The sequence below is a fragment of the Pseudomonas sp. SDI genome, assembly GCF_003105155.1.
Taxonomy (GTDB): Bacteria; Pseudomonadota; Gammaproteobacteria; order Pseudomonadales; family Pseudomonadaceae; genus Aquipseudomonas.
In genome coordinates this window covers 114,282-138,829 of sequence record NZ_QETK01000007.1, presented here as the reverse complement: position 1 = coordinate 138,829, position 24,548 = coordinate 114,282, and the positions used below count along the sequence as shown (strand labels likewise).

Annotated in this window: 24 protein-coding genes; 16 read left to right on the top strand and 8 right to left on the bottom strand. The window is 64.2% G+C overall.

Annotation, left to right across the window (positions count from 1 at the left end; genetic code table 11):
* The first annotated feature begins 8 nt into the window (after positions 1-8).
* On the top strand, positions 9-887 hold the full coding sequence (locus DCO48_RS06850) for a cation diffusion facilitator family transporter (protein ID WP_116549842.1): 879 nt from the start codon (positions 9-11) through the stop codon (positions 885-887).
* A gap of 29 nt (positions 888-916) precedes the next feature.
* On the opposite strand, the gene DCO48_RS06845 is transcribed toward DCO48_RS06850, so the two are convergent.
* Positions 917-1,708 carry a DUF6515 family protein gene (locus DCO48_RS06845; protein WP_116549841.1) on the bottom strand — a complete coding sequence of 264 codons (792 nt, stop codon included), beginning with the start codon at positions 1,706-1,708 and terminating at the stop codon, positions 917-919.
* Positions 1,709-2,122: 414 nt separating this feature from the next.
* Here DCO48_RS06845 and DCO48_RS06840 point away from each other — a divergent pair, with 414 nt between their 5' ends.
* Together DCO48_RS06840 and DCO48_RS06835 are read left to right on the top strand one after the other, a co-directional pair.
* On the top strand, positions 2,123-2,599 hold the full coding sequence (locus DCO48_RS06840; protein ID WP_116549840.1) for an Lrp/AsnC family transcriptional regulator: 477 nt from the start codon (positions 2,123-2,125) through the stop codon (positions 2,597-2,599).
* A 55-nt stretch (positions 2,600-2,654) separates the two neighbouring features.
* Positions 2,655-2,858 (top strand): DUF2788 domain-containing protein, encoded by a 204-nt coding sequence (locus DCO48_RS06835; RefSeq protein WP_116549839.1) that lies wholly within the window; start codon positions 2,655-2,657, stop codon positions 2,856-2,858.
* Here the strand turns inward: DCO48_RS06835 and DCO48_RS06830 are convergent.
* The 4 genes from DCO48_RS06830 to DCO48_RS06815 all read right to left on the bottom strand — a co-directional run bounded on the left by DCO48_RS06830 (position 2,855) and on the right by DCO48_RS06815 (position 8,752).
* Positions 2,855-3,484, bottom strand: coding sequence for a pseudouridine synthase (locus DCO48_RS06830; RefSeq protein ID WP_116549838.1), 630 nt, complete (start codon positions 3,482-3,484; stop codon positions 2,855-2,857). The two genes, DCO48_RS06835 and DCO48_RS06830, sit on opposite strands and share 4 nt — an antisense overlap.
* Before the next feature lie 6 nt (positions 3,485-3,490).
* Positions 3,491-4,996, bottom strand: a complete 1,506-nt coding sequence (amn, locus tag DCO48_RS06825) for an AMP nucleosidase (protein WP_116549837.1) — start codon at positions 4,994-4,996, stop codon at positions 3,491-3,493.
* A gap of 32 nt (positions 4,997-5,028) precedes the next feature.
* On the bottom strand, positions 5,029-6,681 hold the full coding sequence (locus DCO48_RS06820; protein WP_116549836.1) for an acyl-CoA dehydrogenase family protein: 1,653 nt from the start codon (positions 6,679-6,681) through the stop codon (positions 5,029-5,031).
* A gap of 85 nt (positions 6,682-6,766) precedes the next feature.
* Complete coding sequence (locus DCO48_RS06815) at positions 6,767-8,752, bottom strand: sensor histidine kinase (protein ID WP_116549835.1); 1,986 nt, start codon at positions 8,750-8,752, stop codon at positions 6,767-6,769.
* 261 nt (positions 8,753-9,013) lie between these two features.
* On the opposite strand from DCO48_RS06815, the gene DCO48_RS06810 reads away from it, so the two are divergent.
* From DCO48_RS06810 to DCO48_RS06795, 4 genes are all read left to right on the top strand, one after another.
* Positions 9,014-9,811 (top strand): hydroxymethylpyrimidine/phosphomethylpyrimidine kinase, encoded by a 798-nt coding sequence (locus DCO48_RS06810; protein WP_116549834.1) that lies wholly within the window; start codon positions 9,014-9,016, stop codon positions 9,809-9,811.
* A 22-nt stretch (positions 9,812-9,833) separates the two neighbouring features.
* On the top strand, positions 9,834-10,460 hold the full coding sequence (thiE, locus tag DCO48_RS06805) for a thiamine phosphate synthase (RefSeq protein WP_116549833.1): 627 nt from the start codon (positions 9,834-9,836) through the stop codon (positions 10,458-10,460).
* A 15-nt stretch (positions 10,461-10,475) separates the two neighbouring features.
* Positions 10,476-11,756, top strand: coding sequence for a glutamate-1-semialdehyde 2,1-aminomutase (gene hemL / locus DCO48_RS06800; RefSeq protein ID WP_116549832.1), 1,281 nt, complete (start codon positions 10,476-10,478; stop codon positions 11,754-11,756).
* A gap of 287 nt (positions 11,757-12,043) precedes the next feature.
* Entirely contained in the window at positions 12,044-12,601 is a 558-nt protein-coding gene (locus DCO48_RS06795; RefSeq protein WP_116549831.1) for a tetratricopeptide repeat protein, read from the top strand.
* A gap of 9 nt (positions 12,602-12,610) precedes the next feature.
* On the opposite strand, the gene DCO48_RS06790 is transcribed toward DCO48_RS06795, so the two are convergent.
* Complete coding sequence (locus tag DCO48_RS06790) at positions 12,611-12,937, bottom strand: DUF1820 family protein (protein WP_116549830.1); 327 nt, start codon at positions 12,935-12,937, stop codon at positions 12,611-12,613.
* A 208-nt stretch (positions 12,938-13,145) separates the two neighbouring features.
* Between DCO48_RS06790 and DCO48_RS06785 the strand changes: the two genes are divergently transcribed.
* Genes DCO48_RS06785 through lnt form a run of 4 tightly spaced genes read left to right on the top strand, consistent with a single transcriptional unit; the run spans position 13,146 to position 17,005 of the window.
* A complete protein-coding gene (locus DCO48_RS06785) occupies positions 13,146-14,147 on the top strand; it encodes a PhoH family protein (protein ID WP_116549829.1) in 1,002 nt (333 codons plus the stop codon).
* Complete coding sequence (gene ybeY, locus DCO48_RS06780; RefSeq protein WP_116549828.1) at positions 14,140-14,631, top strand: rRNA maturation RNase YbeY; 492 nt, start codon at positions 14,140-14,142, stop codon at positions 14,629-14,631. The genes DCO48_RS06785 and ybeY overlap by 8 nt, the downstream gene beginning before the upstream one ends.
* 5 nt (positions 14,632-14,636) lie before the next feature.
* Positions 14,637-15,476, top strand: a complete 840-nt coding sequence (locus tag DCO48_RS06775; protein WP_116549827.1) for an HlyC/CorC family transporter — start codon at positions 14,637-14,639, stop codon at positions 15,474-15,476.
* A gap of 8 nt (positions 15,477-15,484) precedes the next feature.
* Positions 15,485-17,005 (top strand): apolipoprotein N-acyltransferase, encoded by a 1,521-nt coding sequence (lnt, locus tag DCO48_RS06770; RefSeq protein WP_116549826.1) that lies wholly within the window; start codon positions 15,485-15,487, stop codon positions 17,003-17,005.
* Positions 17,006-17,012: 7 nt separating this feature from the next.
* On the opposite strand, the gene DCO48_RS06765 is transcribed toward lnt, so the two are convergent.
* A complete protein-coding gene (locus DCO48_RS06765; protein ID WP_116549825.1) occupies positions 17,013-17,774 on the bottom strand; it encodes a YdcF family protein in 762 nt (253 codons plus the stop codon).
* A gap of 128 nt (positions 17,775-17,902) precedes the next feature.
* A complete protein-coding gene (locus tag DCO48_RS06760) occupies positions 17,903-18,220 on the bottom strand; it encodes a hypothetical protein (protein ID WP_116549824.1) in 318 nt (105 codons plus the stop codon).
* A gap of 239 nt (positions 18,221-18,459) precedes the next feature.
* Here DCO48_RS06760 and leuS point away from each other — a divergent pair, with 239 nt between their 5' ends.
* The 5 genes from leuS to DCO48_RS06735 all read left to right on the top strand — a co-directional run bounded on the left by leuS (position 18,460) and on the right by DCO48_RS06735 (position 24,456).
* Positions 18,460-21,066: a leucine--tRNA ligase gene (gene leuS / locus DCO48_RS06755; RefSeq protein WP_116549823.1), complete on the top strand. Its 2,607-nt coding sequence runs from the start codon at positions 18,460-18,462 to the stop codon at positions 21,064-21,066.
* Between the two features lie 73 nt (positions 21,067-21,139).
* Entirely contained in the window at positions 21,140-21,745 is a 606-nt protein-coding gene (gene lptE, locus DCO48_RS06750; protein WP_116549822.1) for an LPS assembly lipoprotein LptE, read from the top strand.
* Between the two features lie 36 nt (positions 21,746-21,781).
* A complete protein-coding gene (gene holA / locus DCO48_RS06745; protein WP_116549821.1) occupies positions 21,782-22,819 on the top strand; it encodes a DNA polymerase III subunit delta in 1,038 nt (345 codons plus the stop codon).
* A gap of 94 nt (positions 22,820-22,913) precedes the next feature.
* Positions 22,914-23,078: an alternative ribosome rescue factor ArfA gene (gene arfA / locus DCO48_RS06740; protein ID WP_065760360.1), complete on the top strand. Its 165-nt coding sequence runs from the start codon at positions 22,914-22,916 to the stop codon at positions 23,076-23,078.
* A gap of 61 nt (positions 23,079-23,139) precedes the next feature.
* On the top strand, positions 23,140-24,456 hold the full coding sequence (locus DCO48_RS06735) for a lytic murein transglycosylase (protein WP_116549820.1): 1,317 nt from the start codon (positions 23,140-23,142) through the stop codon (positions 24,454-24,456).
* Positions 24,457-24,548: the final 92 nt, after the last annotated feature.

Below are 24,548 nucleotides of genomic sequence, written 5' to 3'. Positions count from 1 at the left end.
CAAGGCCGATGAGCACGACTGCCCAACATGCGCGCCTGCTGCGCCTGGCCACCCGCGCCTCGCTGGCCGTGGCCAGTATCCTGATCGTTACCAAGGCCGTGGCCTGGTGGCTGAGCGGCTCGATCAGCCTATTGGCCGGATTGACCGATTCGCTACTCGACGGGGTGGCGTCGTTCCTCAATCTGCTGGCGGTGCATTACGCGTTGCGCCCGGCCGACGACGACCATCGCTTCGGCCACGGCAAGGCCGAAGCCCTGGCAGGGATGGCCCAGGCGTTGTTCATCGCGGTGAGTGCGGTGCTGATCGCGGTGCAGGCCTACGAACGCTTGCAGAACCCGCAGCCGCTGGGTGACGCCACGGTGGGGATCATGGTGATGATTCTCTCGCTGCTGCTCACGGTGGCGTTGTTGCTGCTGCAACAGCGGGTAATCCGGCTGACCGGCTCCACCGCGGTGCGTGCGGACTCGCTGCACTACCGCTCCGACCTGCTGCTCAACGGCAGCATCCTGATCGCGCTGGTGCTGGCCGGCTACGGCTGGCCGCAGCTGGATGCCTACTTCGGCCTGGGCATTGCGCTGTATATCTTCTGGAGCGCGCTGCAGATTGCCCGAGAAAGTACGGCGACGCTGATGGACAAGGAGCTGGGCAGTGAGGTCGGCAACGACATGCTTGCGCGGGTATTGGCAGTACCCGGCGTGCTCGGTGCGCATGACTTGCGCACGCGGGTGTCGGGCAGCCACTGGTTCGTGCAGGTGCACCTGGAACTGCCGGGCGAGTTGTCGCTGACTCGCGCGCATGCGCTGAGCGATGAAGCAGCGGCGGCGATCAAGGCCAGATATCCACAGGCCGAGGTGCTGGTGCATGCCGATCCGGTGAGCTCATCTTGAGGGCCTCGTCCCGCGATGGGTTCCACCCCCTACTGAACGCTATACCCCCGCCCACCCAAGCAGGCCCCTAACGCCCGCCGGTAGTTGTCCAGCACCTGTGGCGCTGGCGCATAGGTGGCGGCCGCCGGGTCGAACCCGGTCTGCTCCACCGCCCAGCGATAACACGCGTAACGGTCCTGCTCGACCTGCTGCGGCCCCTGCCCGTACGCTGGGTAGGCAATCACGTCATAGCCGCTATTCACCGGTGGCGGCACAGGTGCTACCGGCGGGTTGACCACCACATACTCGCGGCTGTCGTTCAGGTACTGGTAATAGGTGCCCGCGGCCAGAAAGAACAGCGCATTGCCAATCCACACCTCACGGGCATAGTTCGGCAGATACCCCACCCGCACGCCATACGGCGGCGTCACGACCACATAGCGCGAACCCTGCGGGCGGTACCAGTACCCGCCGGAATAGAAGTAGTCGTTGCCACGGTACGGTACCCGCCAGGACTGCTCCGGGAACCGATCGATCTGGTGCCCCGGCCGATACTGCGGCCCCGGCCCCCAGCCATTGCCATGCCCGTCGGGCCGGCCCTGCCAGTTCGAATCGCCCGGACGCTGGCCCGGCCCGCCGGCCTGCCAGTGCGGATTACGGCCATTGGGGTTGCCCCGCGGGATGTCCTGGTAATAGCCCTGGCGCGGTTCCTGGGTCTGGCGGACTTCGTCCGGCTTCGATTGCAGCGGCGACGCAGCAGCACCCTGCTCGCCCTGCGCCAGAACGCCCATGCTCATACAGAACAAACCAACACCGGCCAGATGCCAGATGCGCGACTTCATGCTATTCCTCTCATGGCCAAAACCACCCACGGTCTGCCGCACACTCTAGCAGCCCGCCTGCCACGCCGGATGTGCCGCCGGATGAAATATCGCCGGCAATAAAAAAGGGAGGCCTTGTGGCCCCCCTTCGAGAATTTTGTCCGTGCTCGGCGCTTGTGGCCCCGGCTCACCTCACGCCGTCTGGTAGACAGTGTGTAGCCCGGGGGCCGAACACAACCCGGTGGGGTTGCTGGCCGCCGTCGACCTGATTGGGTCGACCGCTGTGGACTGATGTCCGGGCAGTGATTCTGGTGCCCATGTTAGGGAAATACCTGCGGCAGAGGATTGCGAAAATTGCGCTTAAAAACATTACTTGCGCAATTTTTAGCTAAGGAATCATAATTCACAGCAATCCAAACAGAAAAGGCCTTAGCCATGAGCAAACTAGATCGCTATGACCTGAGCATTCTTGCCGAATTGCAGCGCGATGCGCGCATCTCGAATCAGGAACTGGCCGAACGCATCGGCCTCTCGCCCTCGCCGTGTTCGCGGCGGGTCAAACAGCTGGAAGACGACGGTTACATCAATCGCCAGGTCGCCCTGCTCGACCGCAAGAAGCTTGGCCTGAGCCTCACCGCCTATGTGCTGATCGGCATGGACCGGCACACCCCCGAGCGTTTCGAAACCTTCGAGGCCGCCATCCGCAGCCTGCCGCAGGTGCTCGAATGCAGCCTGGTCACCGGGATGGACGCCGACTACCAGCTCAAGGTGGTGGTGCCGGACATGGACCATTACCAGAAGCTGCTGCTCGGCCACCTGACCCGTATCGAAGGGGTCACCAGCGTGCGCTCCAGCTTCGTCCTCAACCAGGTGCTGGCCAGCACCGAACTGCCGCTGACACACCTGCGTTAGTCAGCCCGGCAGCAGCGGCGTATAATCGCGCGCCTCAACCTGCCGGAGAAAATCGATGGATCCTGCGTTGTTCGAAGAGTGGATGATGACCATCCTGGTCACCCTCCTGATTGGTTTCATGGGTTTCATCGTCTGGGACCTGGCGAAGAAATCCAAAGCCGGCAAGTTCGGCACCTTCATCCTGTTTTTCGTGTTGGGCCTGGGCATCCTCGCCTTCATCATCAAAAGCGTGGTGATCGGCTTCATCGAAGGCGTCTAGCGCCGCGCCGGTACCTCGCGCCACTGGCCGAGTTCCAGGCCCTCCAGGCTCCAGTCGCCGATCCGCACGCGCACCAGGCGCAGGGTCGGCAAGCCGACCGCCGCGGTCATGCGCCGCACCTGGCGGTTACGCCCCTCGCGAATAATCAGTTCCAGCCAGCTGGTCGGCACGCTTTTACGAAAGCGTACCGGCGGGTTGCGCGGCCAGAGCTCCGGTTCATCGAGCTGGCGCGCTTCGGCCGGCAAGGTCATGCCGTCGTTCAACTCTACGCCCTCGCGCAAGCGTTGCAGCTGTTCTGCGCTCGGCTCGCCCTCCACCTGTACCCAATAGGTTTTCGGCAACTTGTGCTTCGGGTCGGCAATGCGTGCCTGCAACTGGCCATCGTTGGTCAGCAGCAGCAAGCCCTCGCTGTCGCGGTCCAGGCGCCCGGCGGGGTACACGCCGGGGATGGCGATGTAGTCCTTGAGGGTGGCCCGGCCCTCGCCGTCGCTGAACTGAGTCAGCACGTCGAACGGCTTGTTGAACAGGATCAGCCGCGGCTCAGCCGGCGGCGCCTTGGCCTGGCGACGCGGGGCTGAAGGTTTCGCCGCGGGGCGACGCGGCGGTTTGCGAGGGGGTAACGACATGGGGCCTCAACGGAACGGCGGCTCATCAAAGCTGCGCAGTTTACGCGAGTGCAGCGAGTTGAGTTCGGTGCGCAGCAGGTCAAGTGCGGCAATACCGATCTTCAGGTGCTGGCTGACCGCCCGGTTATAGAAGGCGTTGGCCGCCCCCGGCAGCTTGATCTCGCTGTGCAGCGGCTTGTCGGAAACGCACAGCAAGGTGCCGTAGGGCACCCGCAAACGGTAACCCTGGGCGGCGATAGTGCCGCTTTCCATGTCCACCGCCACCGCCCGTGACAGGTTGATCAGCGGGCGTTCCTGGGCCCAGCGCAGCTCCCAGTTACGGTCGTCGTAGGTCAGCACGGTGCCGGTGCGCAGGCGCTTTTTCAACTCGTCGCCACGTTCGCCGGTCACCTGCGCGGCGGCTTCCTGCAACGCCAGTTGCACTTCGGCCAGGGCTGGAATCGGAATGTTCGGCGGGACCACGCGGTCAAGAATCCCGTCGCGGCGCATATAGGCGTGAGCCAGCACGTAGTCGCCGATGGTCTGCGATTGGCGCAGGCCACCGCAGTGGCCGATCATCAACCAGCAATGCGGACGCAGCACGGCGAGGTGGTCGGTGATGTTTTTCGCGTTGGACGGGCCGACGCCGATATTGACCAGGGTGATGCCATCGCCATCGGCAGCAATCAGGTGATAAGCCGGCATCTGGTAACGGTGCCAGACCACCCCGGCCACCAGCGCCTGGGCTTCGCCATTGTCCATGGCCTTTTCGATCACCACATTGCCTGGCAACACCATGCGCACGAAACGCGGGTCGTCGCGCAACTGCTCCAGCCCGTGGCTGATGAACTGGTCGACGTAGCGGTGGTAGTTGGTCAGCAGGATCCACGGCTGCACATGACGCCAGTCGCTGCCGGTGTAATGCACCAGGCGGCGCAGCGAGAAGTCCACCCGCGCCGCGTCGAACAGCGCCAGCGGCAGCGGGTCGACGTTGGCCCAGTCGTACAGGCCGTCGGCAATGCCGTCGGTAGCCGCCGACAGGTCGGTGCTGGGGAACACCCGCGCCAGCGCGGCGGCGGTGATGCCGGTGCCAGCCAGTTCATCGCCCTGCTCGACCACATACGGATACGGGATATTCTGCTGGCTGACGCCGACTTCGACCATCACGGTGAAATCGCGCATCAGTGGCCGCAGTTGCTCCAGCAGATAACCACGGAACGCCGCCGGCTGGGTCACGGTGACACTGTAGGTGCCCGGCAACTGCACCTTGGCGTAGGCGCGGGTGATTGCCGGCACTTCGCCGTGATACTGATAGGTCAGGCGCAGCTCGGGGTAGCGGAACTGTGCGCGCTCCTGCGCATTCGGCTCGGTGCGGTCCTTGAGGTAGCGCTTGAGCGCCTGGCTCAGGGCCGCAGTGGCGTGTTCGTGCAGCGCCGCCAGACGATCGACGGCTTGCTCGGCGGTTTCTACGACAACGAAGGCTTCATCGGTACGGCTCACAATGTACTTCCTGTCTGACATGCATGCGTCCATCTTGCCTACATCCGTCGGCAAAGGCACGCCCGTTAGAGCGGCCAGTTCGGCGTCGAGCGCTGCACCAGCGCCGCCACGTCGACGCCACGCGGCAATACCCCGTAAACCCGGCCATTGCCACCCAGCCGGCTGGCAATGAACGCATCGCTGACGGCCGCGTTGCCGGCCTCCAGCAGCAGCTTGGCCTGCAAGCCGACAGCGATGTCCTCGGTTAGCTGACGGGCGCGGTACTGGACGTCGCCGCTGTCGGCAAAGGCGCTTTTCAGGTTGCCGATATGCGCGGCCAGACGTGGATCGCCATGCCCATCGCCGAGTTCGGCGAACAGCGAGTCGAGCACGCCGGGCTCTTTCGACAGGGCGCGCAGCACGTCCAGGCACTGCACGTTGCCGGAGCCTTCCCAGGTCGAGTTGACCGGCGCCTCGCGGTATAGCCGCGGCAGAATGCTGTCTTCCACATAACCGGCGCCGCCCAGGCATTCGGCGGCCTCGTTGATCATCGCCGGCGCCCGTTTGCAGATCCAGTATTTGCCCACCGCCGTCACCAGCCGGGCAAAGCGCGCCTGATGCGGGTCATCGGGCTGGTCGAGGGCATGCCCCATGCGCAGGCTCAGGGCCAGCGCCGCTTCGCTTTCCAGGGCCAGGTCGGCGAGCACGTTCTGCATCAGTGGCTGCGCGGCCAGCAGCCGCCCACCGACCCGGCGGTGCGCGCAGTGATGCGCCGCCTGGGTCAGGGCCTGGCGCATCAGCGCGCTGGAGCCAACCATGCAATCGAAGCGGGTCATCGCCACCATCTCGATGATGGTCGGCACGCCGCGACCTTCCTCGCCGATCATCCAGGCCAGGGCACCGCGGAACTCCACCTCGCTGGAGGCATTGGAACAGTTGCCGAGCTTGTTCTTCAGGCGTTGGATATAGAACTCGTTGCGCGTGTCGTCCGGCCGGTGGCGCGGCAGCAGGAAACAGCTCAGGCCCTTGTCGGTTTGCGCCAGGGTGAGGAAGGCGTCGCACATCGGCGCCGAGCAGAACCACTTGTGCCCGACCAGCTCATACGCCTGCCCTGGCCCCGCCGCGCCGACCGGATAGGCACGGGTGGTGTTGGCGCGCACGTCGGTGCCGCCCTGCTTCTCGGTCATCGCCATGCCCAGGGTCACGCCGACTTTATGCCGGTCACCGAGATTGCGCGGGTCGTATTCGCTGGCCAGCACCTTGGGTAGCCAGTACTGCGCCAGCTCCGCTTGCAGCTTCAGCGCCGGCACGGCAGCGAAGGTCATGGTCAGCGGGCAGCCGCTGCCGGCCTCGGCCTGGCTGTGCAGGTAGGTCAGCGCGGCGCGGGCAACGTGGGCGCCGGCGCGCGGCTCGGCCCACGGCAGCGACGGCAGGCCATGCTCGATGGCCGTGCGCATCAGCTCGTGATAGGCCGGGTGAAACTCCACCAGGTCAATGCGGTGACCATAGCGGTCATGACTGAGGAAGCGCGGCTTGTTCTCGTTGGCCAGGAAGCCGGCGGCCATCAGCGGGCCTCCGGCCAGGGCGCCGTAGGCGTCGATCCGCGACTCGGCCCAGCCCGCGCCATAGCGCTTCGACCATTGTTGCAGCGGCAAGTCGAGGCGGTACAGGTTGGCGCCATCGAGCGATGGCGGCTGGTTGCTGACTTCGTGGGTTTCAGCGTACTGGTGCAGGTTCATCGGCGGCTCCCTGGCAAATCCGGACGTGACTGAAAACCCAGTGAAGCACTTCCCGTTCCCGCCTCAAAGCGGCAATTGCGCCGAATCAGCCGGGGAATGCCCCGCGCTCCAGGGCCGCGGCAAACCCGGCCGGCACCTGCGCCTGCAGGCTCAGTTCAAAGCAACTGCCCTCGCCCGGCCGCGACTCGTGCTGCAAACGACCGTCGATCAGCTCGGCCAGTTGCCAGCAGATCGCCAGGCCGATTCCGAGGCCACCGTATTCGCGGGTCATCGAGCCGTCCATCTGGAAGAAGCGCTGATAGAGCATGGCCTCGTCCAGACAGGTAAAGCCGATGCCGCTGTCACGCACGCTAAAGGTCAGGGTCAGGTGCTGCGGGCTCATGCAGCTGGCGCGTACCTGCACCAGCACGCCGCCGCGATGGGTGAACTTGATGCCGTTGTCGAGCAGGTAGCTCAGGCACAGCGACAGCTTGTGCCGATCGCCATAGACCGTGTCGGGCAGCTCTGCCGCGGCATCCAGATTGAGGAACAGGCCCTTCTCCAGCGCATGCGGGAGGAAGCGGATGCGCAGCTCATGGAGCAAGCCGCGCACGCTGAACAGTTCCGGCTGCGCGTGCAGGCGCCCGGCCTGCAACTCGGTAAGGATGAGGATGTCGTCGACCATGCGCATCATGTTCTGCGCGGCGGCGCTGGCGGTGTGCTGGTACTGGCTCAGTTCCTGGTCCATCGACACCGTCTGCATCAACTCCAGCGAGCCGATCACGCCGTTCATCGGCGTGCGCAGTTCGTGGGTCACGGTGGCCAGGAACTCGTCCTTGAGCCGGTTGCTGTGGGCCAGTTCCTGGTTCAGCCGCTCCAGGGTCTCGCCGGTCTGGCGCAGGGTGCGCGCCTGTTCTTCGCGCATGCTGTTGATGCGGTCGGCCAGCGCCAGCGACAACAGGCAGACTTCCAGCGCCGAGCCGATCTGGCTGGCGTACATGGTGAGGAACACATTCGGCAGGTAGCCGAGCACCATCAGTGTGTTGACCAGGCCGCCGAGCAGGAACGCCGTCCAGGCAATGATGAAGTAGCGCGCCACGCGCAGGCCGCGCCACCAGGCGAGCAAGCCAGCGCTGAAAATGCACACGGTGAACATCAGCGCCAGCGCCGTGGCCAGACGCAGGGCGATGCCATAACTGAAGGTCAGCGACATCAACATCACCAGTGCCGAGCAAGCCATCAAGCCTTTGAGCAGATGATCGAACGGCCGACTATGGCGGGCCATCTGCAGGAAGCTACGGGCGAACTGACAGCCGAACAGCCCGGATGCACCGATGAACAGTGGCGTCGCAGCGTTCGCCCACCAAGGGCTGTCGGGCCAGAAGAACTCCACACCGGCGCCGTTGACCGACACCTGGTACAGGCCGAACGAAGCGATATAGAGGATGTAATAGAGGTAGCTGGTGTCGCGCACGCTGACATAGATGAACAGGTTGTACAGCAGCATGGCCAGCAGCGCACCGTAGATCAGCCCGAACACATAGAAGCGCGTTGGCTGGGCTTGCAGGTAGGCATTGCTGGCCCAGAGGGTCAACGGCGCCTGCACCGAGCCTTCGCTGTGCAGGCGCAGGTAGACCGTGGTGGCCTGGCCGGGACCGAACGGCAATTCGAACAGGTAGTTGTTCTGCGCAATCTGCCGGCTGGAATACGGCAAGGCATCGCCGGTGCGTTGCGCCAGGCGGTAATGACCGGCCGCATCGGGCAGGTACAGTTCAAGGTGATCGAGGGGCGGATAGGCCAGTTCCAGCAGCCAGTTACGCACACCGCCAGACGCCGCGCCAGTGTAGTGCAGGTCGATGCGCAACCAGAACACCGAGGTCGAATAACCGGCATTCAGTACGTCGCTGTGGTGCGCCTGGAACTGCTCGGCAAAGTCGGCCGCACTGACCTGGGCGATGCTCGCCGAACCGTCGCGGTCCTCGAACACCTGCATGACCCGCCCCAGCGGCACGCTACGGGTGGAATCGTCGAATTCGACGGCACTGGCCAACAGCGGCAGCCAGCACAGCAAAACGGTCAGCAAATAGCGCATACAGCCCCAGCATGGCCTGTGCGGTCGCGTCGAGGTGCCTCCTATCCGTTTGAGACGACGAAATCCGGCAGTGCCTGTTATCGATTTCCGAGCACTCTAGCATAGCCTTATGTCACTTCCAGCGGCTATACGAAAAATTAACGCAGAGGCTCTAGCGCGCAGCTTTCAGAAACTCAAAAGAAATTTTCCTGACCATTTGATCAGAAAACTTCGCACGAGCGGCAGACGCGCGAAAAGCGTTTGGTGGTAAGCTCGCGCACCATGAATACCTACAGCTCCCGCCCCGTTGTCCTCTGTCTCTCCGGCCACGACCCCAGTGGCGGTGCCGGCTTGCAGGCAGATATCGAAGCCCTGCTCGCGCAAGGTTGCCACGCCGCCCCGGCCGTGACCGCCCTGACCGTGCAGGATACCGTCAATGTCAGCGACTTCCGCGTGCTCGACCGCGAGTGGGTCCTGGCCCAGGCCAATGCGGTGCTCGCCGACTCGCGCGTCGCCGCCGTCAAGCTGGGCATGCTCGGCTCGCTGGAGATGGTCGACACCGTCGTCGAACTGCTCAGCGCGCACCCGCACCTGCCGCTGGTCTGCGACCCGGTGTTGCGCGCCGGCGGCGGTGGCCGCCTGGGCAAGGATGAAGTCGGCTACGCCATGCGCGAACGCCTGCTGCCGCTGGCCACCATCGCCACGCCGAACCTGCCCGAAGCGCGGATCCTCGCCGAGCTGCCCGAGGGCACGGCCGACGAGTGCGCCGAGAAACTCCTGCCGTTCGTCAAGCACCTGCTGATTACTGGCGGCCACGGCGACGAGCACGAAATCCACAACCGTCTTTACAGCCGCGACGGCCAACGCGAAACCTGGACCTGCCAACGCCTGCCGGGCAGCTATCACGGCTCCGGCTGTACCCTGGCCAGCGCCCTCGCCGGCCGCCTGGCCCTCGGCGAGCAACTGCACAGCGCGGTGCGCTCGGCACTCGACTACACCTGGCGCACCCTGCGCGACGCCGAGCAACTGGGCCACGGCCAGTTCGTGCCGCGCCGGCTGCCGCTGGATTTCTGTTCCTGATCAATCGTTGCGAGGCCCCTTGATGAAGTTACGCGGTTTGTATGCCATCACCGACAGCCAACTGCTCGCCGGGCGCTTCCTGCCTTGGGTCGAGGCAGCCCTGGACGGCGGCGTGACCCTGCTGCAATACCGTGACAAGGGGCTGGACGAAGCCCGCCGGCTGCGCGAGGCCGAAGCCCTGGCAAGACTTTGCGAGCGCTACCCGACCCGCCTGATCATCAACGACGACGCCGAACTCGCCGCACGCCTGGGTGTCGGCGTACACCTCGGCCAGGGCGACGGCGCACTGCCGCCGGCCCGTGCCCTGCTCGGCCGCGAGGCCATCGTCGGTGCTACCTGCCACGGCCAGCTGGAACTGGCCGAACAGGCGGCAAAAGATGGCGCCAGCTATGTGGCCTTCGGCCGCTTCTTCAATTCCGTGACCAAACCCGGTGCGCCAGCGGCCAACCTCGAGCTGCTCGAGCAGGCCAAGGCCCGGATCACCTTGCCGATCACTGCCATTGGCGGTATCACCCTGGACAACGCCGCCCCGTTGGTCGCCCATGGCGCCGACCTGCTGGCGGTGATTCACGGGCTGTTCGGCGCCGACAGCGCGCAGGAAGTCACCCGCCGCGCCCGCGCCTTCAACGCCCTGTTCGCATCTGCCTGATTGAGAGAGCCCGACATGTCTCGTTCCGAAACGCTGTTTGCCAATGCCCAGAAACATATCCCCGGTGGCGTCAACTCGCCCGTGCGGGCGTTCAAGAGCGTCGGTGGCACCCCGCTATTCTTCAAGCATGCTGAAGGCGCCTACGTCACCGACGAGGACGACAAGCGCTATGTCGACTACGTGGGTTCCTGGGGCCCGATGATTCTCGGTCACAGCCACCCGGATGTACTGGAATCGGTACGCAAGCAACTGGCACATGGCCTGTCGTACGGCGCGCCGACCGCGATGGAAACCGAAATGGCCGACCTGGTCTGCTCGATCGTGCCATCGATGGAAATGGTCCGCATGGTCAGCTCGGGCACCGAGGCGACCATGAGCGCCATCCGCCTGGCCCGTGGCTTCACCGGCCGCGACAGCATCATCAAGTTCGAAGGCTGCTACCACGGTCACTCCGACAGCCTGCTGGTAAAAGCCGGCTCGGGCCTGCTGACCCAGGGCGTACCGAGCTCGGCCGGTGTGCCGGCGGCGTTCGCCAAACACACCCTGACCCTGCCGTTCAACGACATTGCCGCGGTCGAGCAGATGCTGGCCGAAGTCGGCCAGGAAGTGGCCTGCATCATTGTCGAGCCGGTGGCCGGCAACATGAACTGCGTACCGCCGGCGCCGGGCTTCCTCGAAGGCCTGCGCCGCCTCTGCGACCAGTATGGCGTGGTGCTGATCTTCGACGAAGTGATGACCGGTTTCCGTGTGGCCCTCGGTGGCGCCCAGGCGCACTACGGGGTGACCCCGGACCTGTCGACCTTCGGCAAGATCGTCGGCGGCGGCATGCCGGTCGGCTGCTTCGGGGGCAAACGCCACATCATGGAGCAGATCGCTCCGCTGGGCCCGGTGTACCAGGCCGGCACCCTGTCGGGTAACCCGCTGGCCATGGCGGCCGGCCTGACCACCCTGAAGCTGATCAGCCGGCCGGGCTTCCATGACGAACTGAGCGCCTTCACCGGCCGCCTGCTCGATGGCCTGCAGCAGCGCGCCGATGCGGCGGGCGTACCGTTCGTCACCACCCAGGCTGGCGGCATGTTCGGCCTGTACTTCAGCGGCGCCGACGACATCGTCACCTTCGACGACGTGATGGCCAGCGATGCCGAGCGCTTCAAGCGCTTCTTCCACCTGATGCTCGAAGGTGGCGTGTACCTGGCGCCGAGCGCATTCGAAGCCGGTTTCACCTCGATTGCGCACGGTGACAAAGAGCTGCAGATCACTCTGGATGCGGCCGAGCGCGCCTTCGCCCAGCTGTAGGAGCGGGCTTGCCTGCGACCTGGCCGGGCCGCGTTCGGACGAAGCGGCAGTAACCCCAGTAAACGCGGTGTTTCTGAAACACCGCACGTTCAGACTCTACGAGCGCTTCGCGCTCGATCGCAGACGGGCACGCGCCTACAGGGAGCGGGCCCGCCCAGCGACAACGTCATTCAATTCCCGCGCATCAGCAGAAAATCGAGTAAAGACTTTGTAAGGTTGGCGCTGCTTATCCCATAATGTGCCACCAGACACTTTGGCCGCAGCTTCGCAGAGGTAAGTCGATCACCATGAACCGCGCTGGCCGCGCCCTTGCCTTGGGCTGCCTGTTGCTACTTCAGCCCCTGCTGGCCATGGCAGGCGGTAACTCGTTGCTGATTCCGGCAACGGGACGCTGCACGCTCTCTGCGCCCGCCGAAGAGCTGCCGGCGGCCATCAGTGCCTGCCAGGCGCTGGCAAAGTCCGGTGACGCCCAGGCGCAATTCGAACTCGGCGAGTTCTACTACGACGGCAACAACACCCCGCGCGACCTCAAGCAAGCCCTCGACTACTTCGAACAAGCCTCGCTGCAAGGCCATGCCGAAGCGCAGTATCGCCTCGGCAGCATGTTCTTCAAGGGTGAAGGCGTCGCTGCCAACAACGTTCAGGCCTACATCGTGCTGAAAATGGCGGCCGTCAACGGCGCCGAAGATGCGCTGGACCTGGCCGACGAAGTGTCGGCCCAGATGCCCCGCGATGAGCTGGAAGTGGCTACCCAGGTACTCGGGCAGATCTTCCGCAAGTACCTGCTGGAGCTGCAATCCGCCGAGGGCCGTACGCCGTTCTCGCCGCTGCCGCAAACGCCCTGAGCCGAGCGCTTACTTCTCCGGCATCGGCATCGGGAATGGCATCACATTGCCCATACCCTTCGCTTCGCTGATTTTCGGCGTACCCAGACGCTCGACCTCGTCGATCCGCACGATCGAATGCATCGGCACAAAGCTGCGCACCACGCCTTCGAACTGCGCCTTGAGCTTCTCTTCGCTCGGATCTACCACCACCTGGGTGCGTTCGCCGAAGACGAACTCCTCGATCTCGAGAAAGCCCCACAGATCGCTCTGGTAGATCTGCTTGGCGTACATCTCGAACACCTGGCCCTGGTTGAGAAAGATCACTTTGTAGATAGGGGCTTCACGCTTGGTCATTTTTGACTGGAATAATCATGGGTAAAGAAGCCGCAAACTATACCATAGCGCCAGGCACCAGGCCGCCGCCGACACAGCGCCGCGCCAGCCGCTGAGCGTACATCGCCGCCGCCCCGGCGAGCCTTGAACGTTTCAGCGCTTTCGCAGGCTCGCCGGTGGGGTTATCCTTGAATCCAACTCCATTGCCGTCGGGCGGCTATAAACAACCTTGAACGCACCCATCGAACCTCATCGTTTTCTCCTCGAGCCCTTCGAGGCTCGCCGCTTCGCCAACCTGTGCGGGCAGTTCGACGAGCACCTGCGCCTCATCGAACAGCGCCTGGCCATCGAGATCCGCAATCGCGGCAATCAGTTCGAACTGATTGGCGAGCCGCAAAGCACCTCTGCCGCCGAGCAACTGCTGCGCCGCCTCTATCGCGAGACCAAGGCCACCGAGCTGTCGCCAGACATGGTGCACCTGTTCCTTCAGGAATCCGCCGTCGAGGCGCTGGCCAACCCGGCGGTCAACGAAGTGGCGGTTTCCCTGCGCACGCGCAAAGGCATGATCCGCCCACGCGGGATCAACCAGCAGCGCTACGTGAAGGAAATCCTCGGCAACGACATCAACTTCGGCATCGGTCCGGCCGGTACCGGCAAGACCTACCTGGCCGTGGCCTGTGCCGTCGATGCGCTGGAACGCGAGCAAGTACGGCGCATCCTGCTGGTGCGTCCGGCAGTCGAGGCCGGCGAGAAGCTCGGCTTCCTTCCGGGCGACCTCGCCCAGAAGATCGACCCCTACCTGCGCCCGCTCTACGACGCCCTGTACGAGATGCTCGGCTTCGAGCACGTGGCCAAACTGATCGAGCGCCAGGTGATCGAGATCGCCCCGCTGGCCTACATGCGCGGGCGCACGCTGAACAACAGCTTCATCATCCTCGACGAAAGCCAGAACACCACTGTCGAACAGATGAAGATGTTCCTTACCCGGATCGGCTTCGGCTCCACGGCGGTCATTACCGGCGACATCACCCAGGTCGACCTGCCGCGTGGCACCAAGTCCGGCCTGGCGCATGTCATCAGCGTGCTGGACGGTGTACCGGGCATCAGTTTCACCCACTTCCAACCCAAGGACGTGGTGCGCCACCCCCTGGTCCAGCGTATCGTCGAAGCCTACGAGCGCTTCGAGAACCGCCAGCAGGACAACACGGCAGGCACCCAACGCGATGCTTGAACTTGACCTGCAACGGGCCACGGATGCCGCCGCCCCCGATGACACACTGTTCCGCCGCTGGTGCGAGCTGGCCCTGCGCCAGCGCAGCGCCGACTCAGAGATGACCATCCGTCTGGTCGACGAAGCCGAAGGCCGTGAACTCAATCACACCTACCGGCACAAGGACTACGCCACCAACGTGCTGTCGTTCCCGGCCGACGTCCCCGATGACATGCTCGACATCCCGCTGCTGGGCGATCTGGTGATCTGCGTGGCGGTGGTCGAGCGCGAGGCGGCCGAACAGGGCAAGTCCCTGGAAGCGCACTGGGCGCACCTGGTCATCCACGGCTGCCTGCACCTGCTCGGCTACGACCACATCGACGATGAGGAAGCCGAGGAAATGGAAGCACTGGAACGAGAGTTGCTTGCCGAACTGGGTCATCCCGACCCGTACGCCGACGACGAAGACGATTCACCCCACGATACCTGCAAGGAACACGAGTAACCGCCATGAGCGAAGACCGATCGAGCAACGGGCAGAAGTCCTGGCTGGGTAAACTGACCCAGGCTTTTGCCCATGAGCCGAAAAACCGCCAGGAGCTCCTCGAGCTGCTGCGCGAAGCGCACCAGAACAAGCTGCTCGACAGCGAAGCGCTGACCATCGTCGAAGGCGCCATCCAGGTCGCCGACCTGCAGGTGCGCGACATCATGGTGCCGCGCTCGCAGATGATCAGCATCAAGGTGTCGCAATCGCCGCGGGAATTCCTCCCGGCGGTGATCGATGCCGCGCACTCGCGCTACCCGGTGGTGGGTGAAAGCCATGACGATGTGCTCGGCGTGCTCCTGGCCAAGGACCTGCTGCCGTTGATCCTCAAGGAGAACGGCGACAGCTTCAACATCAAGGACCTGCTGCGCCCGGCCACCTTCGTGCCCGAGTCCAAGCGCCTGAACGTGCTGCTGCGCGAGTTTCGCGCCAACCATAACCACATGGCCATCGTCATCGACGAATACGGCGGTGTGGCTGGCCTGGTGACCATCGAGGACGTGCTGGAACAGATCGTCGGCGACATCGAGGACGAGCATGACGTCGAGGAAGACAGCTACATCAAACCGCTGCCCAGTGGCGACTTCCTGATCAAGGCGCTGACCCCGATCGAGAACTTCAACGCGTTCTTCGACAGCAGCTTCTCCGACGACGAATTCGACACCGTCGGCGGCCTGGTCATGAGTGCATTCGGCCATCTGCCCAAGCGCAACGAGACCACCGAGATCGGCGCTTACCGGTTCCGCATTCTCAATGCCGACAGCCGGCGTATTCACCTGCTGCGCCTGACTCCCATCACTCGTTAAGGACAACCATGCGCTGGATCACCCGTCCCGGCTGGCCCGGTAACCTGCTGGCCGTGGCGGCCGGCGCCCTGACCACCCTGGCGCTGGCCCCGTTCGACATCTGGCCACTGGCCCTGGTCGCGCTGGGGCTGTTCTACCTCGGCTTGCGCGATGTCAGCCCGCGTCAGGCGCTATGGCGCGGCTGGTGCTATGGCTTCGGCCTGTTCGGCGCCGGCACCTGGTGGATCTACGTCAGCATCCACACCTACGGCGGCGCTTCGGCACTGCTCGCCGGCGGCCTGATGCTGCTGTTCTTCGCCGCCATTGCCTGGTTTTTCGCCTTGCCGGCGTGGCTCTGGGCGCGCTGGTTGCGCCGTAGCGAAGCGCCGTTGGCCGATGCCCTGGGCTTCGCCGCGCTGTGGCTGGCCCAGGAGGCCTTCCGCGGCTGGTTCCTCACCGGTTTCCCCTGGCTCTACGCCGGCTACAGCCAGCTCGACGGCCCCCTGACCGGGCTCGCGCCGCTGGGCGGCATGTGGCTGATCTCGTTCAGCCTGGCGCTGAGTGCTGCCTTGCGGTGCAACCTGTACCGGCTGCGCGCGCGCAAGTCATTCCTCGCCATCGGCGTGGTATTGCTGCTGGCGCCGTGGCTGATCGGCGTGGCGCTCAAAGGCCATGCCTGGACCAAACCCTCGGGTGAGCCACTGACAGTCGCGGCGATCCAGGGCAACATCGAACAGAGCCTGAAATGGGACCCGGCCCAGCTCAATGCCCAGCTGGCGCTGTACCGCGACATGAGCTTCAGCAGCAAGCCAGTGGACCTGATCGTCTGGCCGGAAACGGCGGTGCCGGTACTCAAGGAGTCGGCGCAAGGCTACCTGGACATGATGGGTAACTTCGCCAGCGACCGGCACTCGGCGCTGATCACCGGCGTACCGGTGCGCGAAGTGGTGCATCAACAACGGCGCTACTACAACGGCATCACCGTGGTCGGCGAAGGCGACGGCACCTACCTCAAGCAGAAACTGGTGCCGTTCGGCGAGTACGTGCCGCTGCAGGACATGCTGCGTGGGCTGATCGAGTTCTTCGACCTGCCGATGTCCGATTTCGCCCGCGGCCCGGAAGACCAGCCGTTGCTTCAGGCCAAGGGTTATCACTTCGCCCCGCTGATCTGCTACGAAGTGGTCTACCCGGAACTGTCCGCCAGCCTTGCCGCGCGCAGCGACGTGCTGCTGACCATCAGCAACGACACCTGGTTCGGCCGTTCGATCGGCCCGCTGCAGCACCTGCAAATGGCGCAGATGCGTGCCCTGGAAGCCGGGCGCTGGATGATCCGCGCGACCAACAATGGCGTCACCGGGCTGATCGACCCGTTCGGCAAGATCAGCGCACAAATCCCGCAATTCGAGCGCGGCATCCTCTACGGTGAAGTGGTGCCGATGCAGCAACTGACCCCGTACCTGCAATGGCGCTCGTGGCCACTGGCGATTCTCTGCGGGCTGTTGCTGGGTTGGGCCCTGCTGGCCAGCCGAGTGGCCCGCACGGTCTCGTAAGGGCGCTCTAGTAGAACAGCCGGTAGCCGATCAGGCCAACCAGCTCATTGAGCAGTTGGCCGCTTTGCCACAGCGCCTTGTTCTCCGGCATCCAGCCGCCGAACGGGCGCCCGTGGTCCTTGCCGAGAAAGCCCACTGGGGCCGCTACCACGCTGAGCCCGGCCTGTTCGAAACTCCACTGCGCACGCGGCATGTGCCAGGCCTGGGTAACCACGACCACCCGTTTGAGGCCTTGCGCCTTGAGAATTTCGGCGCTGAACAGGGCGTTTTCCCAGGTGGTGTGGCTCCGCTCTTCTTTCCAGCGCACGCTCACGCCAAAGTCGCGCTGTAACGAATCGGCCATCAACTGCGCCTCGCTGGGCGGTGAACCGTAATGCAGGCCGCCACTGGTCAATAGCGGCAGACCGGAGGCCTTGGCCAACTGCGCGGCATAACGCATGCGCTCCAAGGCCACTCCGGTCGGTTGATCGACCCCGTCCCAGGCTGGATCGCCGCGCTCACGACCGGCACCGAGCACCACAATCGCATCGGCCTGCGCGGCCAGCGCAGCCCACTGCGTCAGCTCAAGCGCCGGCACGTGTTCCAGCACGCGCGCCGAGCGCTCGACCACCACCGGCAGGCTCATCAAGCACAAACCGCCCAAGCCGAGGACAAAACACAGCCTCGCCGTGCGCGGCCAGGTGCGACGCAACCACCAGGCAGCAATCAGCAGCAGGAACAGAATGCCCGGGGGCATGATCATTTGTTTGATGAAATAGCGGAACGGCATCGGGCATCTCTCCATGAAGTGCGCGAAGCCTAAGAGGATCGGCACCGGGCAACAATAGCCGGGTGCCGATCAGTGAAAAATATTCGAACGTTGGCGCACTCCTGCCTGCGCCGTGGCATCCCGAACGTCTATTTGACGTGCAGCGTTCTGGATGCTGCAGTCGTCGTCGAGCGCCGTTTGTCCTTGAGCCAGACGACACTGGCCGACGCGGGCGGTTCCGTTGCTTGTAACGCGCTGGCGCATCCCTGCCCGCCTCCCGGCAACGCGGCCAGGTAAGCCTTGATCACTTCGAATTCAGCGCGGCTCAAGCCCCGCAGCTCCAGTTCAGCAGGCATTTCATCGCGTAATCGAACGGCTGTCTTGGCAACATCCAGGGCTAGACCGAGACGATCAATCAGGCGTTCGTACAACTCCGGTTTCAGTGCTTGTAGCTGCGACTCTCCCATCCGTTCACCTCATTGAAGATAAAATTTATCTCCCCCCACACATGAGCTTAGCGTTACTCGAAAAACCGGCCGAACGCCGCGACCAACGGCCCGCGCCGATACCCCCGATGCAATCAGGGTTTCCCACGACGCGCGGGGGTCATGTATGCTACGGCGTTCACTCTTGACACCGGATTGCCGGGCGCAACGGTTTTAAACCTGCCTGGATAAGGTCTCCCATTTCTCAGCGCAAAGTAGCCATGCACGAACTCTATCAGCCCCGCGAAATCGAAGCAGCCGCCCAGACCTACTGGGACGAGCACCAGTCTTTTGAAGTCAGTGAACAGCCAGGCAAGGACACGTACTACTGCCTGTCGATGTTCCCTTACCCAAGCGGCAAGCTACACATGGGGCACGTGCGTAACTACACCATCGGCGACGTGATCGCCCGCTATCAGCGCATGCAAGGCAAGAACGTCCTGCAGCCAATGGGCTGGGACGCCTTCGGCATGCCGGCCGAAAACGCTGCGATGAAGAACAACGTCGCACCGGCCAAGTGGACCTACGAAAACATCGACTACATGAAGACCCAGCTCAAGAGCCTGGGCCTGGCCATCGACTGGTCGCGTGAAGTCACCACCTGCAAACCGGACTACTACCGCTGGGAACAGTGGCTGTTCACCCGCCTGTTCGAAAAAGGCGTGATCTACCGTAAAAACGGTACCGTGAACTGGGACCCGGCCGACCAGACCGTATTGGCCAACGAGCAGGTCATCGACGGCCGTGGCTGGCGTTCGGGCGCGCTGATCGAGAAGCGCGAAATCCCGATGTACTACTTCAAGATCACCGACTACGCCGACGAGCTGCTGGAAAGCCTCGACGAACTGCCGGGCTGGCCTGAGCAGGTCAAGACCATGCAGCGCAACTGGATCGGTAAATCGCGCGGCATGGAAGTGCAGTTCCCATACGACCAGGCCAGCATCGGCCAGGCCGGCGCACTGAAAGTCTTCACCACCCGTCCCGACACCCTGATGGGCGCCACCTACGTCGCAGTTGCCGCCGAGCACCCGCTGGCGACCCTGGCCGCCCAGGGCAACCCGGCGCTGCAAGCGTTCATCGACGAATGCAAGAGCGGCAGCGTTGCCGAAGCCGACATCGCCACCCAGGAGAAGAAAGGCCTGGCCACGTCCCTGCTGGTCGAGCACCCGCTGACCGGCGAAAAACTGCCGGTGTGGGTCGCCAACTACGTACTCATGCACTACGGCGACGGCGCGGTAATGGCCGTACCGGCGCATGACGAGCGCGACTTCGAGTTCGCCAGCAAATACCAACTGCCGATCAAAGCCGTGGTGCGCACCAGTGCCGGCGACGAAGTCGGCAGCAGCTGGGACGCCGCCTATGGCGAGCACGGTACCCTGATCAACTCCGGCAGCTTCGACGGCCTGGACTTCGCCGGCGCCTTCGACGCCATCGAAGCCGCGCTGATCAGCAAGGCGCTGGGCAAATCGCGTACCCAGTTCCGTCTGCGCGACTGGGGCATCAGCCGCCAGCGCTACTGGGGCTGCCCGATCCCGATCATCCACTGCCCGACCTGCGGCGACGTGCCGGTGCCGGAAGACCAACTGCCGGTCACCCTGCCGGAGAACGTGGTGCCGGACGGCGCCGGTTCGCCCTTGGCGCGCATGCCCGAGTTCTACGAATGCAGCTGCCCGAAATGCGGCAGTGCGGCCAAGCGTGAAACCGACACCATGGACACCTTCGTCGAGTCGTCGTGGTACTTCGCCCGCTACGCCTCGCCAAACTACGAAGGCGGCATGGTCGACCCGAAAGCGGCCAACCACTGGCTGCCGGTCGACCAGTACATCGGCGGTATCGAACACGCGATCCTGCACCTGCTGTACGCGCGCTTCTTCCACAAGCTGATGCGCGACGAAGGCCTGGTCACCTCGAACGAGCCATTCAAAAACCTGCTGACCCAAGGCATGGTCGTTGCCGAAACCTACTACCGTGTGGCCAGCAATGGTGGCAAGGACTGGTTCAACCCGGCCGACGTCGAAATCGAACGCGATGCCAAGGCCAAGATCATCGGCGCACGCCTGAAGACCGACGGCCTGCCGGTGGAAATCGGCGGCACCGAGAAGATGTCCAAATCGAAGAACAACGGCGTCGACCCACAGTCGATGATCGACGCTTACGGCGCCGATACCTGCCGTCTGTTCATGATGTTCGCGTCGCCACCGGACATGAGCCTGGAATGGTCCGACTCCGGTGTCGAAGGGGCCAACCGCTTCCTACGTCGTGTCTGGCGCCTGGCCCAGGCCCATGTGGCCAAGGGTGTCGCCGGCAAGGTCGATGTCGCCAGCCTGGACGACGCGCAAAAAGTCGTGCGTCGTGCCATTCACGCGGCGATCAAGCAAGCCAGCATCGATGTCGGCCAGCACCACAAGTTCAACACCGCCATCGCCCAGGTGATGACCCTGATGAACGTGCTGGAAAAAGCCCCGCACGCCAGCGAACAGGATCGTGCCCTGCTGCAGGAAGGCCTGGAAACCGTCGCCCTGCTGTTGGCGCCGATCACCCCGCACATCAGCCATGAGCTGTGGCAGCAACTGGGTCACAGCGGCGCCGTGATCGACGCCAGCTGGCCTACCGTCGACGAAAGCGCCCTGGTCCAGGACAGCCTGGTGCTGGTGATTCAGGTCAACGGCAAGTTGCGCGGGCAGATCGAGATGCCGGCCAGCGCCAGCCGCGAGGAAGTCGAGGCCGCGGCGCGCAGCAACGAGAACGTGCTGCGCTTCACCGAAGGCCAGACCATCCGCAAGGTCATCGTGGTGCCGGGCAAGCTGGTCAACATCGTCGCCAACTGACAGGAACAGGCGCCCCGGTCCGCCGGGGCGCTCGAATAGAATCGTGCCCACAAGGTTTCAAGGGAGCAACAAGATGATCAAACGCAATCTGCTGGTGATGGGCCTGGCTGTCCTGCTCAGCGCCTGCGGTTTCCATCTGCGTGGTACCGACACCAACGCACTGACCGTCAAGGACATGAACCTTAGCGCGCGTGATGCCTACGGCCCTACCGTGACCCAGCTGCGCAATGTAATGAAGAACAGCGGCGTCAACGTCAGCGCCAGCGCGCCGTACGAGCTGGTCCTGACCAGCGAAAGCGAAACCCAGCGCGCGGCCAGCTATGCCGGTGCAGGCCGTTCGGTGGACTATGAACTGAGCACAGTCCTCAGCTACACCATCCAGGGCCGCAACAATGCGCCGCTGCTGTCCGACAAGCTGGAAGTACAGAAGATCTACAGCTACGATGGCAACAACATTACCGGCTCGGGTCAGGAAGCGGCGCAGATCCGCTCGGAAATGCGTCGCGAGCTGGTGCAGAAGATGATGTCCCGCCTGCAAATGCTGTCGCCGGCTCAGTTGGAACAACTGCAAGCCAAGGCCGACGAGCGTGAGCGGGCCGAAGCGCTGGAAGTCGAAGCGGCCCGCCGCGCCCAGGACGCCCAGCCCCAGCAATCGCCGCTGGAGTTCCCGGCCAAGTGAGCCTGAACGGGGCGCTCCGGTGCCCCGTCCCTCCCCATGAAACTGTCCCCAGCCCAACTCAACAAGCACCTGCAAGGCAACCTGACCCCGGTTTACGTGATCAGCGGCGACGACCCGCTGCTGTGCCAGGAAGCCGCCGACGCGATTCGCCAGGCGGCCCGCCAGCAGGGCTTCGACGAACGCCAGGTGTTCAGCGCCGATGCCAACTTCGACTGGGGCACCCTGCTCCAGGCCGGGGCCAGCCTTTCGCTGTTCGCCCAGCGCCGCCTGCTGGAGCTGCGCCTGCCTTCGGGCAAGCCTGGCGACAAGGGTGCGGCAGCGCTGATCGAGTATTGCTCGCGGCCTGCCGAAGACACCTTGCTGCTGATCAGCCTGCCCAAGCTTGACGGCAGCGCGCAAAAGACCAAGTGGGGTAAGGCGCTGGTCGAGGGTGCACAGGTGCAGTTCGTGCAAATCTGGCCGGTGGACAGCAACCAGTTGCCGCAGTGGATCAACCAGCGTCTGGCGCAGGCCGGGCTGTCGGCGCAACGTGACGCGGTGGAACTGATCGCGGCACGGGTCGAAGGCAACCTGCTGGCAGCGGCGCAGGAGATCGAAAAGCTCAAGCTGCTCGCCGACGGCAACCCGATCACCGTGGACACCGTGCAGGCGGCCGTGGCCGACAGCGCGCGCTTCGATGTCTTCGGCCTGGTCGACGCGATCCTCAATGGCGAAGCCACACATGCCTTGCGCATGCTTGAGGGCTTGCGTGGCGAAGGGGTCGAGCCGCCGGTGATCCTCTGGGCGCTGGCCCGCGAGTTGCGCGTGCTGGCCGGCCTGGCCCAGCAATTCAGCCAGGGCGTACCGCTGGACAAGGCCTTCAGCCAGGCCCGACCGCCAGTCTGGGACAAACGCAAGCCGCTGATGAGCAAAGCCCTGCAACGCCTTTCGGCGCAACGCTGGAGCCAACTGCTGCAGGATGCACAGCGCATCGACGCGCAGATCAAGGGCCAGGCGCCGGGCTCGCCGTGGACCAGCCTGGCGCGGCTTTCGCTGCTGATGGCCGGGCAACGGCTGCAACTCCCCGCCGAATAAGCCGCTCCCACATCAAGGCATTAAAGCCAGCATTGTCAGTGCGCAAAACCCGGCCTATAGTGCGCCCACCTCCCCCTCAACAGGACCTCCTGTCATGAGCAAAAAGCCTGCAAAACCAGGCCCCAACAAGGCCAAATCGATCATTGCCCAACCCCTGTTCCGCAGCCGCCAGGAACGCTCAGGTAAAGGCAAAGGCAGCTACCGCCGCGAAGCCTTCCAGTCGAGAGATTGGGAGGCTTCTTACTTTTTGGCCGCATGAAGGCACGAAAACCACAGGCATGGTATGGTCGGCACCTGACTTGAAATACCTGGACTTGTGCATGCCCCTCAGCCTTTCCCGTCGCTGGCCACTGCGTCAGTTGACCGCTGCCTCCAGCCTCATCCTGCTTGTCGCCTGTGCGCAGCACCCTACTGCCGCCGATGCGCTGCCCCTGGCTCCGGCCCAGCCCAACCCCGTCGTCACACTGCCGATTGCCCCAACCGAAGCCAGCGCGGAAATCCAGCCGCTGCAAACCTTTGCCCAATGGCAAGCGGGCTTTCGCGAGCAAGCCCTGCAAGCCGGCATCAGCCCGTCCACCTTCGACCGCGCCTTCCTCGGGGTAACCGTCGACGTGGACGTGATCAAGGCCGACCGCAGCCAACCCGAATTCAGCCGCCCGGTATGGGAATACCTGGAAGGCGCCCTGTCGCCAGTGCGCGTGCGCAACGGCAAAGCCCTGCTGGAAAAACATGCCGAGCTGCTGGCCCGCCTCGAACAACGCTACGGCGTCGACCGCAGCGTGCTGGTCTCGGTCTGGGGCATGGAGAGTAACTTCGGCCAGTTCCAGGGCAACAAATCGGTGATCCGCTCCCTCGCGACCCTGGCCTACGAAGGCCGCCGCCCGGCGTTCGCTCAGGCGCAACTGATTGCGGCATTGCAGATCCTGCAGAACGGCGACATCCAGCCCGACGCCATGCGCGGCAGCTGGGCCGGCGCCATGGGCCAGACCCAGTTCATCCCGACCACCTACAACACCCACGCCGTCGACTTCGACGGCGACGGTCGCCGCGACATCTGGAGCAGTTCGGCCGACGCCCTGGCCTCGACCGCGCACTACCTGCAAAGCTCAGGCTGGAAGCGTGGCGAGCCATGGGGCTTCGAGGTGCAGGTGCCGACCGGCTTCGACTTCTGGCTGGCCGATGGCAGCCAGCGTAAAACTGTCGCCGAATGGCTACAGCTGGGGGTGACGCTGCCACCTGGCAACCCGTTGCCTTCCGGCAGTCAGCAGCTATCAGCGGCTTTGCTGCTGCCGGCGGGTGCACGGGGCCCGGCGTTCCTGGTGCTGGACAATTTCCGCGCGATCCTCAAGTACAACAACTCGTCATCCTATGCACTGGCAGTCAGCCTGCTGGCTGAGCGCTTCTACAATTCGGGCTTCATCCGGGGCAACTGGCCGAAAGACGACCTGCCACTGAGCCGTAGCGAACGCATCGAGCTGCAGACCCTGCTCAGCGCCCGGCAGTTCGACGCCGGCACCGCCGACGGGATCATCGGCGCGAACACCCGCAAGGCGATCCGCAGCGCGCAGCAGTCGCTGGGTTGGCCGGCGGATGGCTACCCGACGCATCGTCTGCTTGAGAGCCTGCGTAGCCGCTAAACAGCATGGTGGGACGAGTCGGGGCGCCGCACCGCCGCTCCCACAAGAGCCCGCGATGCGGCCCTCAGGCCAACAAAAAGCCCCCGCACCTT